The sequence below is a fragment of the Campylobacter concisus genome (assembly GCF_902460675.1).
Lineage (GTDB): Bacteria > Campylobacterota > Campylobacteria > Campylobacterales > Campylobacteraceae > Campylobacter_A > Campylobacter_A concisus_AJ.
Window position 1 is genome coordinate 639,132 of the sequence record NZ_CABPUQ010000001.1, and the last position, 18,927, is coordinate 658,058.

Genomic DNA, 18,927 nt, shown 5'->3' on the forward strand with positions numbered 1-18,927 from the left:
AAAATTTACATTTTTGCCGTATAATCTCTACTATTTTTCAATGAAAAGGATGATTTATGATTAACGTTTTAATGATAGAAGACGATCCAGAATTTGCACAAATTTTATCTGAATATCTTGATAGTTTTAATATAAAAGTGACTAACTTTGAAGATCCATATCTAGGGCTAAGTGCAGGGATAAAAAACTATGACCTGCTTATACTTGACCTTACATTACCTGGCATTGATGGTCTTGAAGTTTGTAAAGAAATTCGCCAAAAATACGACATCCCTATCATCATAAGCTCAGCTCGCAGTGACATCAGCGACAAGGTCGTTGGACTTCAGCTTGGAGCAGATGATTATTTGCCAAAACCATACGATCCAAAAGAGATGTATGCTCGTATCACAAGTCTTATTAGAAGATATAAAAAGACAAACGAAGTTCAAGAAGAGGTCGTTGATAGCGCATTTAGGATAGACGACAAGCGCCATGAAATTTACTTTAATAATGAAGCCCTTGCGCTTACACCAGCTGAGTATGAAATTTTAACCTATCTCATCAAACAGCATAGCTTTTCAGTATCTCGCGAGCAGCTAGTTTATAACTGCAAGAGCCTAAAAGACAAGGACTCAAAGAGCTTAGATGTCATCATCGGACGCCTTAGAACAAAGATCGGCGACAGCTCAAAAGCGCCAAAACATATTTTTTCAGTTAGAGGCATAGGATATAAGCTTATCGGATGAAATACTCCATAACCACCAAGATAACTATCATCTTTGCCATCGCTTTCTCGCTGATGTGCTTGCTCTTTGTGACATTTGCAAACATTCAGCAAGAAAGTGCGCTTGAGAAGCTAAAAGACAAGCAAATAAGCGCTATGAACTACCTTGTGGCGCTTTACGAGCGTGGCAATCCTCCAAGAGATTTGGAGCACTACTTTAAAAATTTCAACCTAGAATATGTCGGCAACAAAAATTTAGCCACCTCAGTTACTACAAGCGGAAACGCCATTTTTACGCAGCACACGCCTCTTGGCATGATGCAGTCTGTTAATTACAAAGGCGATTTGTATCTACTTATCAAAAATCCATCTTTTCAGTTGCTACTTGAGAGCAACGATGCAAGACACGTAAATGACCCACTTTGGGTGGCATTTTTGATCATCTCGGCTCTGCTTATCTCTCTTTATGTCTCGGTGCTTAGAAGCCTTTTGCCACTTAGAAGACTTAGCAAAGATATCAGAAAATTTGCCAGCGGAAACATGGAGATGGCGATGACTGCTAGGCTAAATGAAAACGAGCAAGACGAGATCGGGCAAGTCGCGGTCGAGTTTGACAACGCCGTTTGCAAGATCAGAGAGCTCATCCGCTCAAGGCAGCTATTTTTACGTGCGATCATGCATGAGCTAAAGACGCCTATAGGCAAGGGTAGGATCGTCTCTGAAATGGTCGCAAACGACACACAAAAGATGAGGCTCATAAACGTTTTTGAGCGCCTTGAGATGCTGATAAATGAATTTAGTAAGGTCGAGCAGCTTCTTTCAAAAAGCTATGCACTAAACTACCAAGAGTGCCATTTCTCGCTCATTTTGGAGCAGGTGCAAGATATGCTCATGCTTGATAAATTTGAAGAGCGAGTGAGCTGTGACATCAGAGATGACGTTATACTAAGAGTTGATTTTCAGCTTTTTAGTTTGGCGATTAAAAATTTGATAGACAATGCCTTAAAATACGCAGAGGATAAAAAGGCTATTTTGATCTGCGATAGCGAATTTATAGCAGTTAAAAATTTAGGCAAAAAGCTAAATCATCCGATTGACTACTACAAACAAGCCTTCGTGCGTGGCGATAAGGTGAGTGCTGGAAGCGGCATGGGGCTTGGACTTTATATCATCGAGCAAATTTGCCAGATGCAAAAATTTGAGCTTGCTTATGACTACGAGGACGGCTATCACGTCTTTAAAATTTTACTTCGAGCAAAGGCAAAACGCGCATGAAAAGGGGCTTAGAGAAATTTAACGAGCTAACTGAGTCTTTTGCCAAGCTACCAGGTGTCGGTAAAAAATCAGCCGCGAGATTTGCCTACTTTGTCTGTATGCAAGATAGCTTTGCAGGGCTAAGGCTCGCGCAAAATATCGAAGATGCGGTAAGGTTTATCAAGCGCTGTGAGCGTTGCGGTGGGCTAAGCGAAAATGAAATTTGCGACATTTGCAGCGACGAGAGCAGGGATAGCGAGGTCATCTTGCTAGTTGAGAGCCCAAAAGATATCTTGGTTTTTGAGCAAAATGGCATTTATAACGGCCTTTACTTCGTGCTTGACGAGATCGACGAGGACGCCATAGATAGGCTGCGAAATGCTATCAAGCAAAATGGCTCAAAAGAGGTCGTTTTCGCCTTTACTCCGGGGCTAAATTCAGACGCACTCATGCTTTACGTCGAGGATAAGCTTGGCATGAGTGAAATTTCATTTAGCAAGATCGCTCAAGGCGTACCAACTGGCGTAAATTTAGAAAACGTCGATATGCTCTCACTTTTAAAGGCCTACGAGAGCCGCACAAAAGCCTAATTAAAATTTCTTTTAGTTATAATCTCACCTAAATTTATAATATTTAGCCACTCCGCCGCTAAATTTAAAAGGATAGAGATTGATTTTACTTATAGATAACTACGATAGTTTTGTCTTCAACGTCGAGCAGTACGTAAAAGAGCTCACAAATGAAGAGGTTAGATGCGTTAGAAACGACAAGATAACGCTTGAAGAGATCAAAAAGCTAAACCCAAGTAAGATAATCCTAAGCCCAGGACCAAAGCACCCAAAAGATAGTGGAGTTTGCTTAGAAATTTTGCAGGCAGACCTTGGCGTGCCAGTACTTGGAATTTGCCTTGGACACCAAGCCATAGGGCTTAGTTTCGGCGCAAAGATAAAAAGGCTAGATGACCCACTTCACGGCAAGACCTCGTTTATAGACGTGAAAAACAAAGAGCCGCTTTTTGCAGGGCTGCCTGAGCGCTTTGAGGTTATGCGCTACCACTCGCTCTATGTCGATGAGCTCCCAGCAAACTTAAGCGCTGATGCGGTGAGCGATGATAGCGTAGTCATGGCGCTTAGCGTAAAAGATAAGCCGATCTTTGGCATCCAGTTTCACCCTGAGAGCTACTTCACGCAATACGGCAAAAAAATAGTTGAAAATTTTGTAAATTACAAAGCAAAAGATGAGGTAAAAGAGCCTAAAATCCGCTCATTTAAGCCATATCTTATAAAGCTTCAAGAAAACAGCCCACTTGATGATAGCGACTTTGAGCAAATTTGCGAGATAATAGCCAGCAAAGAGTACGAGATCGTGCAGCTTTCAGCCCTTTTGGTGCTCATTAGCGAAAAGAGCCTCTATCCAAAAAGCCTCGCTGCACTTGCAAAAAATATCCTAAAATACTCACAAACTTACCGCGATGATACGCCTATGATCGATCTTTGCGGCACTGGAGGCGATGGCTTTAAGACGATAAATATCTCAACTTCGGTTGCATTTATCCTTGCAAGTCTTGGCATAAAGGTCGCAAAACACGGCAACAAGGCAGTTTCAAGCAAGTCAGGTAGCTCTGATGTGCTTGAAATTTTAGGCGTAAAAAGTGAAAAATCACTGGCAAAACAGCGCGAAAATTTAGCTAGTAAAAATTTAGCCTTTTTCCATGCGCCATTTTTCCACCCTCTAGTTGGCGAGGTGAGAGAAGTGCGCCAAAGACTTGGTATAAGAACCGTCTTTAACGTGCTTGGACCGCTTTTAAATCCAAATTTAAACCTTACAAATCAGCTAGTTGGCGTCTATCATAAGCCTGTTCTAAAACTCTACGCCCAAACGCTTAAGATACTTGGCAGAAAGCACGCTTTGGTCGTTCGCGGTGATGACGGACTAGACGAGATCACGCTTTGCAGTGAAACAAGCGTTGTGGAGCTAAAAAATGGCGAAATTTTTGAATACAGCATCACGCCAGAGCAGTTTGGCTTTAAAAGGGCGCTTCACAGCGACATAGAAGGCGGCACACCTGAAGAAAACGCCAAAACCTTGATCCGCACGCTAAAAGGTGAGGAGCAGGGGGCGAAATTTGACATAGTAGTCTTTAACGCGATGTTTGCGCTCTACGCAGCTGATGGCGCAAAGAGCCCAGACGAGGCCAAAAAAATGGTGCTTGAGGCGATAAATTCAGGCAAGGCGTATAAATTTTATGAAGAGTTTATAAGGGATGTCATTTGAAAAATTCTGAAAACCCTGCTTTTTTAAAGGAACAATTGATTAGTTATCTTGGGAATAAACGTTCAATAATAAATGAAATTTTAAAAGTCATTTGTGAAATAAAAAACGAACTCAAAAGGGATAAAATAAGCTTTGTAGATGTTTTTAGCGGTTCAGGTGTGGTTGCAAGAGCAGCCAAAGCACATTCAAATTTAGTTATTGCAAATGACCTAGAGTCTTACTCTCGTATTATAAATTTATGTTATCTATCGAATTTTTCAGATGAACTTAGGGATCAAATAGATCAAAATTTTAAGAAGATTTTATCTAATTTTAATCCATGCGAAAGCTTTATTAGTGAGCTTTATGCTCCAAAAAATGATGAGAATATTGGTAAAGGAGAAAGAGTTTTTTTTACCCGCAAAAATGCACTTATAATTGGTGGTTTACGCAAATCTATAGAAAAAATAGACCTAAAATTTCAACATTTTTTTATAGCACCACTTCTTAGTGAGGCAAGTATTCATTCAAATACCGGAGGCGTTTTTAAAGGTTTTTATAAGGATAAAAATGGAATTGGTAAATTTGGTGGAAACGGAGAAAATGCTCTGACTAGAATTTTAGGTGAAATTTCACTAAAAAAACCTATTTTTTCAAAATTTAAAAGTGATTTTGAGGTATATCAGGAAGATGCTTTAAAATTAGCTAGTCATCTGTCTGTAACAGATATAGCATATTTTGATCCGCCATATAATCAACATCCTTATGGATCAAACTATTTTATGTTAAATTTAATAGCAAATTTTAAAGCACCAAAAATTGAAACTATTAGTGAAGTATCTGGTATACCAAATGATTGGAATCGTTCAAATTTTAATAAAAAATCAAAGGCTGCAGAGGAATTTTTTACATTACTAACAAACTTTCCATCTAAATATTTGATTATTTCTTTTAATTCGGAAGGATTTATTAGTGAAAATGAATTTTTGTTAAATTTGTCTAAAATAGGTAAAGTTATAAAACATGAAATTAAGTATCCAACCTATCGTGCTAGTAGAAATTTAAGTAAACGCTCCTTATATGTAACAGAATATCTTTATATTGTAAAAAAGGTTTAATATGGCAAATAGTAATGACCTAAGAAAAAACAAAAATCAGCACAAACCAAAAAATACTAAGTCTAAACTTGATGATAAAAATATAGCCCAGTCTATGAAAAAAACGATTAGCTATATAGAAGAAAGATTTAGCGATATAACTAATTTCAATGGGTTCTATATAGAATTTAGCTCAAAACTATCTCTTGATGAAATGATGGCTAATATAAAAAATGGAGGTATCAGAAAGCAATTCGATACATCTTGGAAAAGTAATGCAATTAAGCCAGATGGTGGTTTTTTAATATTAAAAAAACGAGATGATGATAATTATCAGAAACTTATTTTGGCAGCTGAGGTTAAACGACAAGGAACAAATGATAAGAGAGAAGAAGAAGGTCTTAAAAGACAAGCAAGAGGCAATGCTATAGAACGTTTAGGAAAAAATTTGATTGGCATAAGGGCTATGATGAATCACGAAGACATAACTCCTTTTGTTTGTTTCGGAAGTGGTGATGATTTTAACGAGAAAGATATTAGTACTAAAAATATGTTTTCAAAATTAAGCACTATGAATGAATTTTATTACCTTAATAAAACATATATTTTTAAATTAGATGGTAACAGCGAACATAATAAATTTTCTCCAGTTAGCATGTATTTTAGAAAACATGAATGGAGTATAGATGAAATGTTCGAAATAATGAAAGAAATCGCCGAAACAAGTTTGCGATATTATATTTTTTAGGTCAAAAATGAAATCTCTAGTTAAAATTTGTGGTATCAAAACGCTAGATGAGGCGAGTGCGGTTTGCGCTTTGGATGTTGATTTTATCGGGCTGATATTTGCCAAAAGTAAAAGAAGGGTTGAGCTAAATTTAGCTAGGCAGATAGCGAAATTTGCTCACAGCAAGGGCAAAAAAGTGGTTGGTGTTTTTGCTTTGCAAAGTGATTGCGAGATAATGGAAATTTGCCAGTTTGCTGGTCTTGACGTGGCTCAGGTGCATGGAGCGATCAGTGAAAATTTAGGTGCAAATTTAAAAGATATGGGGCTTGAGATCTGGCAGGTTTTTAGCGTGAAAGATAGCTTGCCAGAGGTTGATTTTAAGCATTTTGACATTGCGCTTTTTGACTGCAAGGGCGAAAATGCTGGCGGAAACGGCACTAGCTTTGAATGGGAAATTTTAAAAGAGGTTAAATTTAAATTTGGCATGGCTGGGGGCATAGGCGAGCACAACATAAGAGAGGCGCTCAAATTTAGGCCATATCTAGTCGATATCAACTCAAAAGTCGAGGACGAAAACGGCATAAAAGATGCGCAAAAGATAGAGAGAATTTTAAAGATCATAGGTGAGGTAGAAGATGAATAGTAAGGCGTATTTTGGAAAATTTGGCGGGCAGTTCGTGCCTGAGACGGTGATGTTTGCCCTTGATGAGCTAGAAAATGCTTATGAGAGCATCGCAAAGACAAAAGAGTTTAAAGACGAGCTTAATGATCTTTTGAAAAACTATGTTGGCAGGCCTAGCCCGCTCTTTTTTGCAAAGCGCCTGAGCGAGTATTACGGACATGAAATTTACCTAAAAAGAGAGGATCTAAACCACACGGGCGCGCATAAGATAAATAACGCCCTAGCTCAAGCTCTGCTTGCTAAAAAGATGGGTAAAAAGAAAATTTTAGCTGAGACTGGAGCTGGCCAGCACGGCGTGGCAACAGCTACTGCAGCGGCACTTTTGGGCTTAGAGTGTGATGTCTATATGGGAGCTACAGACGTGGCTAGACAGCAGCTAAATGCCTTTCGTATGCAGCTTCTTGGCGCAAAAGTGGTGAGCGTAGAAGATGGCTTAAAAACGCTAAAAGAGGCGACTACAGCGGCAATACAAGCGTGGGTAAATGAGATAGAAAGCGCATTTTATGTCATCGGCTCAGCCGTTGGCCCGCACCCATATCCAAAGATCGTGCGTGACTTTCAAAGCGTGATTGGCACAGAGGCAAAAGCCCAGCTTGCAGACTACGGCAAAAAGGCCGACTACGTCATCGCCTGCGTTGGTGGTGGCAGTAATGCTATTGGCATTTTTAGTGCGTTTTTGGACGATAAGAGCGTAAATTTAGTAGGTATAGAAGCTGGCGGCCTTGGCATAGATACCCCTTATCACGCAGCTACGCTTAGCAAAGGCAAAACCGGCATCATCCACGGCATGAAAACGACCGTCTTGCAAGATGAGTACGGCATGATCTCGCCAGTTCATAGCATCTCAGCAGGTCTTGACTACCCAGGCATCGGCCCAGAGCACGCCCACCTAAACGACATCAAAAGGGTAAGATACGAAGCCGTGACCGACGATGAGTGCATAAATGCCTTGTATTTTCTAAGTAAGATGGAGGGCATCATCCCAGCCATCGAGAGCGCGCATGCGGTGGCGTATCTAGAGAAGCTTTGCCCAAAACTTGATAAAAAAAGCGTCATCGTCGTAAATATCTCAGGCAGGGGCGATAAGGACATAAACACAGTTATCGGCTACGAAAAAGGAAAAATTTATGGATAAGGTAAGAAACGCATTTAACGGCAAAAAGGCAAACATCGGCTACATCGTGGCTGGTTATCCAAGCTTAGAAAAAACTAAGGAATTTTTAGAAACTTTAGATGAGAGCACGCTTGATCTGCTTGAGATCGGCATCCCGTACTCTGACCCGCTGGCTGATGGCAAACTCATCGCGCAAGCTAGCTTTGAGACAGCTCAAAGTGGCGTAAATACCGACGTTGTCTTTGACATGCTTGAGGGCTGCAAGGCAAAAGTGACAAAGCCACTTGTTTTTCTAGTTTATTACAACATCATCTTTGCTTATGGCGTTGATAAATTTCTAAAAAGATCACGTGAAGCTGGAGTTAGCGGCTTTATCGTGCCAGATCTGCCTTGTGAGGAGTGCGAGGAGTTTGCTCTAAAATGCAAGGAGTTAAATTTATGCCTTGTGCCACTTATTAGCGTCACCTCTGGGGGTAGGGCGGATGAGATATTAAAATTTGGCTCAGGATTTATCTACGTGCTAGGTGCTATCGGCGTTAGCGGCTCAAAAAGAGCTGATGAAGATAGGATAAAAAATTTAGTCCTAGAGCTTAAGAAAAAGAGCGATCTACCAGTGGCTGTGGGCTTTGGCATCAAAAATAAAGATGATGTTAGCGAAGTGAAAAAATATGCTGACGCTGCGATCATAGGCACACAAATAGTCAAGCTTTGCGCCAAATTTAGCGCGAAAGAGCTAGTTAAAGAGGTCGATAAACTCTTTTGAAATGCTTAATAAATTTATAGCTAATTTAGTAAAGCCAAAGTATAATTAACGCGCATTTCAAGTCTTAAGGAAGAGATATGAGAAAAGTTATAGATGAAGCCACAAGCTATCTTTGCAAGGATACTTTGGGGCTCGATTTAGAGTTTGGCAAGAGCCTTGGTAAAGGATTTTACGGGGCTAGCATACCAGTTTATAAGGGTAAAAGCGAGTATCAGTTTTATCTATTTTTTAAAAAAGATACTTTGAAAATTTTTATGAATGCCTTTTTTGGTCACGAAGATGTCGATGGTGGCGATCTGGACGATCTTTGTAAAGAGATAGCCAATCAGATCATTGGCAAGGCTAAAAACCTGCTAAATGAAAAAGAGCCAAATGCTTATAAACTTGGAACGCCTGAGTTTTTGGGCGAGGTTGAGAATTTTGGCATAAAGCTAAAAGAGAAATTTATATATAAGATAAAAAATAGAACATTTCAAATAGGCTACAAGATACAATGAACGACGAAGGTGCGATAGAGACACTAGAACAGCTAGGGCTTTTTAAGAGCTATGACGAGCTTATGGATATAAGTGTTGATTTTATAGCTGAGCTAGGAACTACCACAGTTAGCATAAATGAGCTTTTGAAATTTGAAGCTGGCTCGGTCATAGACCTCGAAAAACCAGCTGGCGAGAGCGTGGAGCTATATATAAATAATAGAATTTTTGGAAAAGGCGAAGTAATGGTTTATGAGAAAAATTTAGCCATCAGGATAAATGAAATTTTGGACTCAAAGTCAGTTATTCAGTACTTCAAAAAAGAACTTTTATGAAATTTATACTATTTTTTGTGCTTTTTGCTACGCAGATCTTTGCCTCAAACTTGCTAACATACAACATCTATGAGCGCACCGACAGGGTCGACATCATGCTTAGCTTTGATGCGCCGTATGAGGGCAACATCTTTCAAAAGCGTGAAAAAGATACGACCTCTTTGATACTAAATTCTCTAAGCTACGATCAAAGCACAAGCAAGGATATAAACTCAAAGATCATTCAAGAGCTAGATATTGAGCCAAAGCAAAACTCTCTGGTCTTAAATTTACGCTCAAATGACGCCATCATCGTCAATGCTTCAAAGACAACAGATAGCTTCGGGCTTCGCATCCGCGTAACACTAAAAAACACAAAAACGCAAGTGCAAAATATGCCACAAGCTAGCGCAAAGATAGAAACTGCTAGCACGCCAAAGACAGAAAATGAACCTATGGTTAATATTGATTCGAGATACTTCATCGTCCTAAGTGTGCTCATCGCGCTTCTTATATTTTTATATGTTTTTAAAAGATATATCACTTCAAAAAGTAGTGATTTTAGCGGGTTCAAAACGCCACAAAATCAACCACAAAACGACACAAAGTCGATGAACTGGCTGCTTAAAAACCAAAATAGCGGCGTCAATATCATCTATGAAAAATATCTTGACCGCACAAACAAGCTAATGCTTCTAAGCTACGAAAATAGACGCTATTTAGTGATAGTTGGCAACTCAAACGTCATGCTTGATAGCTTTGGCGAGGAGAAGATCCAAAATGAGCAGGACTTTGCGGTATTTTTTGAAGAAAATAAGAAAAAACTTGGCTCATTTTTGCAAGAGCGCCAAAATAGCCTAAATAACTACAAAGATAAAATGAGCGGGGAATTTTAACTTCGCTTTGTTGTGATACTAAAATTTTTTAAACTCTTCTTGTAAATTTTAAAAACAGTTTCATGCTTTGACAAGCAGTTAATCGCTTGCGAAAAAAGTTCAAGCCCCTCCTTTTTTTGTCTCACTCTTGATAAATTTATATAGTGAGCAAAATTTTAAAATTCCATTCACTCCCAAGAATTGACTACTAAAATTTGACTTCGCTTATCGCTTAGCTCAAATTTTAGAGCCGAAATTACTTGTTCATGAAATTTTAAAATTTATCGTATTTTTTTAACCGCATGCAGTGCTTCAGCACTGACGCATGCACTTTGAACGTGCGAGGGGATTGGGGGATTTAAAAAGGGGGATAAGGGGACGGCTTCGTAATTCAAGTCCCCTTGTCTCCCTTTTGAATAAAAAGAAATTTACAAATTTAATAAAGCTTTTTGCAAATTTTAAAATTTCACTCACCCCTATGAATTGACTACTAAAATTTGACTTCGCTTACCGCTTAGCTCAAATTTTAGAGCCGAAATTACTTGTTCATGAAATTTTAAAATTTGTTTCACACTAAGAACATGGCACTTTGGCACTATTGCATACTTTGAACGTGTGCTGAAGGATAAAAAGAGTGGGGGGGGGACTTCGTATCTGACTTGCATTGCGAGCCTACAAAGTAAAATAGAAGCCTTTACCCCCCCCCTTTTTTTTTTATTTTTAGAAAATAAATTTATAAATTTGATCGCTAGCTTTTTGATTTACACAAACGAAATGGCAAAAATTTCAGGTTTTGCGATCTTTTTTATCTCTTCTTTTGCCATAGCAAATTCTTTTGCACCCTCTATTTTTAGTGTGTGGCCGCTAAACTCAAAGCTTAAATTTAGCTTCTCACAGGTTATATCAAGTGCCTTGGCTAGCGCAAGGATGAAACTTAGCCACCTTACACACTCAGCCTTTGGTAGTAAATTTTTATACTTTTCAAACTCATAAATATTTTTCTTGCCATTTGTGCCAACTACCGTGGCTATTAGTGCCTTCTGCTCGTGTGAGAAGCCGTAGTTTAGGGCATTTAGTATGATATAAGCCGAGTTTTTGTGATCGCCGTAAAAGCCTATCTCTTGACCGACGTTGTAAAGCTTTGCAGCAATTAGCAGCGTCTCAAGATAGCTCTCATTTAGCCCATGAAGCTTTTTAAGCGCCACAAAAATATCCTTTGCGTATCTTGCCACGGCTTTGTTGCAAGAGAGGATGAAGCGATCTTGTAGGCTTTTGACGCTTGGGTTAAAATTTTCTGGGAATTTAATGCTTGGACGCAAAAAGTCTTTTAAAAAGACGCCCTCTCTTACGCCAACGCCACTTGTGATGACGTTTTTGGCATTTAGCGCCTTGGCAAGGGCTAAAAATATATGTGCGCCCTCTCTAATGGTGTCGTATCTATCTTTTTTTATAGGGAATTTATTTAGTTCAAGCACGCTAACGTTTGCGATGCTCTCGATGTAGGCTTGCTCGTCGCTAAGCTTGTAGCAAAAGCCATGCAGCGATGAGAGCGGATATAAATTTTTGCTCATTATGGCCGATGAGATCGCTCTTAAAGAGCCGCCGATGGCTATTAAATTTGGACACTTAAATCGCTCATCTATCTGCGCCGTGATCTGCGATAGAAATTTTGGTAGTTTGTTTAAATTTTTCTTATCAAAAAATAGCTCTTTTAGCCTCACTGTGCCTATATCAAGTGAGAGGACATCGACTATCTTGCCGTTGCTTATCCTAGCAAGCTCGGTCGAGCCTCCGCCGATGTCGATAGTGACGCACTCGGCTAGATTATGAAGCAAATTTTTAGCCGCTATCGCTCCAAAAGTAGCCTCTTCTTTGCCGTCAATTACTTTTAAATTTATGCCAAGTTTTTTTCTTAAAAGAGAGATCAAAACGCCTGAGTTTGGAGCATCTCTAAGCGCTGAAGTGCCGACACATAGGACTTTGGAGCATTTGTAGCTTTTTATGATGTTGTCAAATTCGCCAAAAGCTTTGATCGCTTTTTGCATTGAAGTTTCTGAAATTTCGTTGTTTGAGCCGTATCCACCTTCACCTAGTCGCACTTTGGTTTTGTATTCAGCTAGTATAAAAAATGCTAAGCGTGACGTGCGCTCAAATATCGCCATACGCATAGAATTTGAGCCAAGATCGATCACTGCGGTTCTCTTTGCCATTTTTTATCCTTTTAAATTTAAAACGAGGCTTGCAACTGCTCCGTTTGTGTTCTCTCTATTTTTGATAGATATCTCAGCTCCAAGTGCCTGTGCTGCGCCTTTTGCTAGAAATAGTCCAAGTCCAGCACCACCTTTGTTGCCGTATCTTTTAAATGGAGCAAACAAGTCCTTGCTCTCGTCTATGCCCACGCCTTCGTCGGCAACCTCGATGATAAATTTGCTCTTTTCAACCCTTGAGCTAATCGTAATCGTGCTATTTTTTGGAGAAAATTTGATAGCATTTTGGACGAAATTTTGCACGATGTGAGTTAGTAGGCTAGTTTGGATATTTAGGTTAAAAATTTCAGGTTTTAGATCGAGTGCGAGATTTTTTTCTTTACCTTTTGCGAGCACCTCGTAGTTTTTGCCTAGTTTTTTCAAAAATGCGATCACGTCGGTATTTACTGGCTCTTCAAACTGCGCACCCTCTTGACGACCGATCTCAAGGACTGAGCCTATCATAGCGTTCATGCCGTTGATCGCTTCGTTGTTTGATTTTAGCGCTTCTATATATTTTTCGCTCTCGCGTGGTTTTAAAAGCGTAACTTCGTTTTTGGTTTTCATGACGGCAAGTGGAGTTTTTAGCTCGTGTGCAACACCTACAAAAAGCTCTTTTTGGTATAAGACAAAAGTTTGTATGCGAGCAATTAGCCTATTTATGCTATTACCAAGTGGCAAAAACTCATCTGGCAAGCTTTTGATATCAATCTCTTTTAGAAATTTCTCATCTAAATTTGTAAGCTTGTGACTTAAAATTTTTATAGGTATTAAAAGCATTCTTGATAAAAATAGTGCATAAAATAGCACCAAAAGTATCGCTGTGACATTTACGATTATAATATCTATAAAAATTTCTTCGACTATCTGGCTTTGAAGCGTCGTCTCTTTTTCTAGGACTAAGTAGCTGCTGTCATCTAGCCTTGTTGTTAGAGTGGTTATGCTCTTATCTTTTATTTTTTGCATCACAAGGTAGGGCTTTTCGCCTTTAAGCTCGCCCGCTTTTACGGTGGCTAAAGTTTTGTTTGGGATTTCTATAGTAAAAGTTTTTAGATTGTTAGGATTGAAATTTTGTGGATTGTTTTTGTAATCTGCTGCTTGCTGATTTAGTTCATTAACTACGCTTTGAAAAACGGTGACTCTTATGTAGTGATAGAGCATCACCGAAACAACGGCAATTAGCATCATCGCACCAGATGCTAATTGCAGTATAAATCTATTTCTTAAGCTTTTTTGGGAAAGCAAAATCTATATCCGCGTCTTCTAACAGTTTCTATTGTCGAAATATTTAGCGGTTTGTCCATTTTTTGGCGGATTTGGTTGATGGCAACCTCGATAACGTTTGGAGTTACGAGCTCTGGCTCTTCCCAGATAGCGTCAAGTAGTTGCTCTTTAGATACGATCTGATCCGAGTGTCTTGCAAGGTGAGTAAGCACCTCAAATGGCTTACCTTTTAGCTCGATGTCGCGGCCAAGATATGTGATCTTCTCTTCGTCAGGGTTGATGATAAGCTCGTCTATCTTGATGATATTTGTGCCACCAAAGCGTAGTCTAGCCTCTAGTCTAGCTACTAAAATGTCAAAATCAAATGGTTTTTTGATGTAGTCATCAGCGCCAGCTCTAAGCGCTTTTATCTCGCTCTCTTTGTCGTCTTTTGCAGAAAGAACTACAACTGAAGTGCGTGGAGATTTATGTTTTATGATGTTTATAAGATCAACGCCGTCACCATCTTGAAGCATCCAGTCAGTTAAAACTAAGTCGTAGTTTCTGATGCCGATGTAATACTCAGCGTCTTTGAAATTTTCAGAGATATCTGTCTGATAGCCAAACTCTTGCAACCCCTCAGCAATCGTCTTATTTAGCGTTACTTCGTCTTCTACTATTAAAATACGCATTTCTTTTCCTTAAACTAAAATTTATGGTCGATTGTATCATAAATTAAGAAATATTTCAAGATACTTTAATAAATTTTTAAAAAACAGTGCTGATTTTTGCACCGACAATTGCATTTGGTAAAATCTCGGTTTTTAAAATCTCCATATCTAAGCTAGTAAGCGAGCCAAACCTCTCTTTTAGCGCTTTGCAGGTTGCTTCTAGCGACTCTTCTACGCTTTGAAATTTCATCTCGTTGTAAAATTCTTTTATAAAATCCGCCACCAAAACATAATCAATCAAGCTAGTTGAGCGAAATTCTAAGCTTACTTTTACCTCTTGCTTTGCAACTCGCTCAAAGTCAAACATCCCGATAACGGTTTGAAATTTATAATCCTTAATGATCGTTGTTATTTCACTTTTCATACGACTTTTTGCTCCTTGCCTGAAAGCAGGCGAACGATATTTGGTATGTGTTTATAAACTACCAAAAATGCGATGATAAGGATCGGCGCGTGAGTGTAAATTTCATCAAGCTCTGGGTGGATGATAAAGCTTGATGCGATGAGAGCTATCAGCGCGCATAGCGAGGCTAGAGAGCTTATCTTTAAAAATTTACCGACCAAAAACCAAACGACAAGAGCGATTATTATCTCAACTGGCAAGAAAAATGCGAGCACGCCAGCCCCAGTTGCCACGCCTTTGCCACCTTGAAAGCCTAAAAATATAGAAAAACAATGCCCCGCAACGCTTAAAACTGCCATCGTCCAAAGCACGCTTTGGCTAGCTCCAAGCAAAGAGGCTATGATGAGTGGCAAAACGCCCTTTAACACGTCACAAACTACGGTTAAAATGGCTAGTTTTTTGGCGAGTTTTGGGTTAGTTTGCTTTAAAACCCTTAAAACATTCGTCGCGCCTATGCTTTTGCTGCCCTCTTTTTTTATATCAACATGTCCGAAAATTTTTGCTAGTATGAGCCCAGATGGGATGCTGCCAAGCAGGTAGCTAATGGCATAAAGTATTAAATTTTGCATATTTTACCTTTTAAATTTAAAGAGAAATGATATTAAAAAAATTCTAATTTTTTTATAAATCATCTCCACAAAAGCACGACTTTTTCGTCGTAGATATCGCTTTTCTTTGGCGAAATTTGCGTTTCATTTATCGTGATGTTTTTAATATCATTTGCCTCTTTTAGTGCATCGCACTCTTGTGCAAATTTCTCTTCAAGCTCGCTTATGGCCAAATTTATATCATTTACGCTTTGCTCGCTAAGCTTGACGTCGCTTCGCTCTTTTAAGACCTTGTTTGCGCTTCTAGCACTTGATGCGATCTTGCCGGCATTTTGGCGAGATAAGAGTTTGTTGCCAAATATCGCTCCAAATATACTTGCCCCTATGCTTATAGCTGCGTCAAGGCCGCTTGCTGTCATATCTTTTTGCTCTTTATCAAGCTTTGCAAGGGCTTTGTTTAGCTTATCTTGCAAGCTCTTTTGCTCTTTTTCAAATTTAGCCGTGAGCTTTGCGGTTTGCTCCTCTAAAATTTCATTGCACTTATCTTGAAGCCTTATGAAAAACTCCTCTTTTGACTCGTTTTCTTTTGAGTAAATTCCCATCGCCTCAAAGGTGTTAAATTTGAAATTTCTATATAAAAACTCTTTAAAATCTTTTTCTAAAGCGTCAAAATTTTTAGCGCTAGTTATGAAATTTGGCACAGCAGCAAAGCTTGCACCGCTTGGCTCATTTTCGCTTGCATCAACGCGCATGCCTTCGCTAGCCTCACTCCAGTTTGGCTCTTTGTCGTTTTCGCTAAGCTCATAAAGGTAGCTCACTTCGCAAATGCTATCAATGCTCTTTTTGGCATCATAAATTCTAACCTTTGCGCTTGCTAGTAAATTTGGTGTGAGGCTTTTTGAGCTGGTATAGAGCTGCATGATCGCACTTGAGATGATAGGTTTTGCGCTAAATTTCATCTCGCTTTTATCTACACTTTGGCTTCTTAAATTTTCTTTTTTATCTTTCATCAAATTTGAAATTTGCTCGCGGCTTAGCGGGCCTTTTAGATAGCTAAGTGCCCAGCGCGTGGAGATGACGTTTAGGCCGTCCTCGTTTATATTTTTGAGTAAGAAATTTCTTTTGGCTAAATTTGATATGAGATTTTCAAGTGAGGCTTTATCTAAGCTTGAGCCTGCGATGCCGCTTAGGCCGTCGATCACGCGGGCCTTATCTTGCGCTGTCTGGAGGCGACCGATGAACCAAGTGCCGATGTTGCTAAGGCCCTTGTAGTCAAGATCGACCGGGTTTTGCGTGCTTAAAACACAGCCAAGACCAAATGCACGGGCCTGTTTTAAGAGCGTGAGCATAGGCGTTTTTGACGGAGGATTTGCGTTTGGCGGAAAAAAGCCAAAAATTTCATCCATATATAGGATCGCTCTAAGTGAGCTAGTGCCCTCTGTGCCACGCATCCACGCGATGATCTCGTTTAGTAAAAGGGTGACAAAAAACATCCTCTCAGCGTCATTTAGGTGTGAGATCGTAAAGATGTTGCACTTTGCTTTGCCGTTTTCGTCAAAAAGCATCTTTGAAATTTCAAGTCTAACGCCCTGCGTCCAGCCCTTAAAGCTTGGACTTGCGATGAGTGCGTTTATCTTCATGGCAAGCTTTAGGCGCTCACTGCTTGGATAGAAGGTATCCACGTCAAAAACGCCTATCTTTTTAAACGGCGGATTTGCTATGAAATTTATGAGCTCTTCGATGCTGACGTCTTTTTGCTCTTTAAATTTGCTCTCAAATATAGTGGATATTAGCAGCTGTTCTTTTGAGCTCATATCCTCAGAACTCATGCCAATAAGCGATAACACCGAGGCTGCTAGCGAATTTATATAGTTGCTAAAAATTTCCTCGTCACTAATATTAGGACAAGCAAAGTCGCTAAGTAGCGCCACGCCTATGCCAGATGAGCTTTTTGGTGTGTAGATGTTAAAGCTAGCGCTATCTTTTAAAATTTTTACTCGCTCAAGGTCTTGAAAGCTCGACTCTATGCCGTTTTTCCACTGCTCAGCCTGAGCGGCGGCAAATTCCTCTACGCTTTGACCTTTATTTGCAGCCTCTGCTTCATCGACGTATGGCAAAAAATCCTCCGCTCTCATCTGCGGAAAGGTGAGGGCTAAATTTGTGATATCGCCCTTTGGATCGATGATGATAGAGGGGATGTTATCTATGCAGGCCTCTTCTAAAAGCGTGATACCAAGGCCTGTTTTACCGCTACCAGTCATGCCAATAATAGCTGCATGGGTGGTTAGGTCCTTGTTTTTATAAAAAAATGGCTCTTTATCTTTTAGTCCGATGTAAAAAAGTTTTAAATTCTCTTGTATGGTTTTCACTAATTGCCTTATTCGTATAAATTTATGCGTGAGCGAAGCTCGTCAAGCGTCTCTTTGACGCGCTTTTGCGTGAAGTCTTTTATCGTTTTGTCATCATCAACTAGCTGCATGCAGTATCTGATGTAGCCCTTGTATGCTAGCTCGGTGACAAGTTTTAGCTTTAAGGAGACGTTTTTTACTTCATCTGGTGAGAGCAAGATGTCAAAATTTGCCTCTAACTCCTCGCCATCTTTAAAATTTGTAGCTTGTGAGCTCAATATACTTATGCCGCCCTCTGAGATGTCGTAAAGGCTGCCAACAAGCTCGCCTTGCTCTCCTTTTAGAGAAATTTTGGTAAAGCGGTTTGGTAAGACGCGCTGGAATTTTCTCTTGTTTGCATGCATGGTCGCTGTGCGTGAGAAATTTGAAAGAGTGACGCTTTTATCGGCAATATTGTAGTCGATGATGTCGGCGCGAAGTTGCTTTGAGAAGAAGCTATTTGGTAGGATGAAGCCCTTGCCATCTTGCTTCATGGCTAAAATTTGCATCATATCTACGCGAAAAACGACGCTATCTTCTTTAACCTCTAAAATTTCGGCTTCGTATTTTATATTTAGTCCGTCGTATAAATTTAAAAACTCAGGGCGGACCTTGGCGTTTTTCATGCGTGTAAATGTGTTGATCGGATCTTCGTAGAAAAATGAGCCAGTATCGATCATCTCTTTTACTGTGGTCTCTTGATGATTTTCGGCGTTATATAAAATTTCTTTCAACCTTGAGACGGCATTTACAAAATAGCCAACATATACTGCGTCGTCGCAGGCGTGACTAAAATTTAGTGTCAAATTTAAGAGCAAGAAATTTATCAGCTCGTCTTTTGCGTTTAGTTTTGGTATTAGGCTGTTTAAGTCGTCGCGAATTTGTGTGGCATTTGGTTTTTGGATGAGTAGCGCGTCAAAGATACTCTCAAGGCAAATTTTCATCTGCTCGTGCGGCACCACAAGGGTTAATTGTCTGCAAAATTTGATGCCCTCATCTATAAATTTAGCTCTTAAACCAAGTATGCAATCCTCGCAATTTTCGACAAGTTCTTGCCTGCCCTTAAACTCCATGGGGTCTCCAAAAAAGGTTATTTATTAAAACATTGCTATCATATATAAAGTTATATTAAAAAAATATTTAAATTT

General features: G+C 39.5%; 19 protein-coding genes. 12 read left to right on the forward strand and 7 right to left on the reverse strand.

The window, feature by feature from the left end:
• The first annotated feature begins 56 nt into the window (after window positions 1–56).
• From F3G88_RS03095 to F3G88_RS03150, 12 genes are all read left to right on the forward strand, one after another.
• A complete protein-coding gene (locus F3G88_RS03095) occupies window positions 57–728 on the forward strand; it encodes a response regulator transcription factor (RefSeq protein WP_009294394.1) in 672 nt (223 codons plus the stop codon).
• Window positions 725–1,981, forward strand: coding sequence for an ArsS family sensor histidine kinase (locus F3G88_RS03100; protein ID WP_021086841.1), 1,257 nt, complete (start codon window positions 725–727; stop codon window positions 1,979–1,981). Before F3G88_RS03095 ends, F3G88_RS03100 begins: the two co-directional genes overlap by 4 nt.
• Window positions 1,978–2,550 carry a recombination mediator RecR gene (recR, locus tag F3G88_RS03105; RefSeq protein WP_149715331.1) on the forward strand — a complete coding sequence of 191 codons (573 nt, stop codon included), beginning with the start codon at window positions 1,978–1,980 and terminating at the stop codon, window positions 2,548–2,550. Before F3G88_RS03100 ends, recR begins: the two co-directional genes overlap by 4 nt.
• 79 nt (window positions 2,551–2,629) lie before the next feature.
• The gene (trpD, locus tag F3G88_RS03110; RefSeq protein WP_149715332.1) at window positions 2,630–4,234 is read left to right on the forward strand and encodes an anthranilate phosphoribosyltransferase; all 1,605 of its coding nucleotides are present in this window, start codon (window positions 2,630–2,632) and stop codon (window positions 4,232–4,234) included.
• A complete protein-coding gene (locus F3G88_RS03115) occupies window positions 4,231–5,331 on the forward strand; it encodes a DNA adenine methylase (protein ID WP_149715333.1) in 1,101 nt (366 codons plus the stop codon). Before trpD ends, F3G88_RS03115 begins: the two co-directional genes overlap by 4 nt.
• Before the next feature lies 1 nt (window position 5,332).
• Complete coding sequence (locus F3G88_RS03120; RefSeq protein WP_148788426.1) at window positions 5,333–6,058, forward strand: EcoRI family type II restriction endonuclease; 726 nt, start codon at window positions 5,333–5,335, stop codon at window positions 6,056–6,058.
• A 7-nt stretch (window positions 6,059–6,065) separates the two neighbouring features.
• Entirely contained in the window at window positions 6,066–6,680 is a 615-nt protein-coding gene (locus tag F3G88_RS03125) for a phosphoribosylanthranilate isomerase (protein WP_149715334.1), read from the forward strand.
• Window positions 6,673–7,854 carry a tryptophan synthase subunit beta gene (gene trpB / locus F3G88_RS03130; protein ID WP_149715335.1) on the forward strand — a complete coding sequence of 394 codons (1,182 nt, stop codon included), beginning with the start codon at window positions 6,673–6,675 and terminating at the stop codon, window positions 7,852–7,854. Before F3G88_RS03125 ends, trpB begins: the two co-directional genes overlap by 8 nt.
• Entirely contained in the window at window positions 7,847–8,596 is a 750-nt protein-coding gene (trpA, locus tag F3G88_RS03135; protein ID WP_149715336.1) for a tryptophan synthase subunit alpha, read from the forward strand. Before trpB ends, trpA begins: the two co-directional genes overlap by 8 nt.
• Window positions 8,597–8,673: 77 nt before the next feature.
• Window positions 8,674–9,093 carry a chemotaxis protein CheX gene (locus F3G88_RS03140; protein WP_002942548.1) on the forward strand — a complete coding sequence of 140 codons (420 nt, stop codon included), beginning with the start codon at window positions 8,674–8,676 and terminating at the stop codon, window positions 9,091–9,093.
• Window positions 9,090–9,407, forward strand: a complete 318-nt coding sequence (fliN, locus tag F3G88_RS03145; protein WP_002942551.1) for a flagellar motor switch protein FliN — start codon at window positions 9,090–9,092, stop codon at window positions 9,405–9,407. Before F3G88_RS03140 ends, fliN begins: the two co-directional genes overlap by 4 nt.
• A complete protein-coding gene (locus F3G88_RS03150) occupies window positions 9,404–10,282 on the forward strand; it encodes an excinuclease ABC subunit A (RefSeq protein WP_149715337.1) in 879 nt (292 codons plus the stop codon). The genes fliN and F3G88_RS03150 overlap by 4 nt, the downstream gene beginning before the upstream one ends.
• A 740-nt stretch (window positions 10,283–11,022) precedes the next feature.
• On the opposite strand, the gene F3G88_RS03155 is transcribed toward F3G88_RS03150, so the two are convergent.
• The 7 genes from F3G88_RS03155 to F3G88_RS03185 form a co-directional block, all read right to left on the reverse strand.
• The gene (locus F3G88_RS03155; protein ID WP_149715338.1) at window positions 11,023–12,471 is read right to left on the reverse strand and encodes a Ppx/GppA phosphatase family protein; all 1,449 of its coding nucleotides are present in this window, start codon (window positions 12,469–12,471) and stop codon (window positions 11,023–11,025) included.
• A 3-nt stretch (window positions 12,472–12,474) separates the two neighbouring features.
• Window positions 12,475–13,692, reverse strand: a complete 1,218-nt coding sequence (locus F3G88_RS03160) for a sensor histidine kinase (RefSeq protein ID WP_187422192.1) — start codon at window positions 13,690–13,692, stop codon at window positions 12,475–12,477.
• 38 nt (window positions 13,693–13,730) lie between these two features.
• Window positions 13,731–14,402: a homeostatic response regulator transcription factor HsrA gene (hsrA, locus tag F3G88_RS03165; protein WP_149715339.1), complete on the reverse strand. Its 672-nt coding sequence runs from the start codon at window positions 14,400–14,402 to the stop codon at window positions 13,731–13,733.
• Between the two features lie 76 nt (window positions 14,403–14,478).
• The gene (locus F3G88_RS03170) at window positions 14,479–14,805 is read right to left on the reverse strand and encodes a dihydroneopterin aldolase (RefSeq protein WP_149715340.1); all 327 of its coding nucleotides are present in this window, start codon (window positions 14,803–14,805) and stop codon (window positions 14,479–14,481) included.
• Window positions 14,802–15,413: a glycerol-3-phosphate 1-O-acyltransferase PlsY gene (gene plsY / locus F3G88_RS03175; protein WP_149706594.1), complete on the reverse strand. Its 612-nt coding sequence runs from the start codon at window positions 15,411–15,413 to the stop codon at window positions 14,802–14,804. The genes F3G88_RS03170 and plsY overlap by 4 nt, the downstream gene beginning before the upstream one ends.
• A 59-nt stretch (window positions 15,414–15,472) precedes the next feature.
• Window positions 15,473–17,761, reverse strand: a complete 2,289-nt coding sequence (locus F3G88_RS03180) for an ATP-binding protein (RefSeq protein ID WP_103573313.1) — start codon at window positions 17,759–17,761, stop codon at window positions 15,473–15,475.
• 8 nt (window positions 17,762–17,769) lie between these two features.
• Entirely contained in the window at window positions 17,770–18,852 is a 1,083-nt protein-coding gene (locus tag F3G88_RS03185) for a PilZ domain-containing protein (protein WP_103567624.1), read from the reverse strand.
• Window positions 18,853–18,927 lie beyond the last annotated feature (75 nt).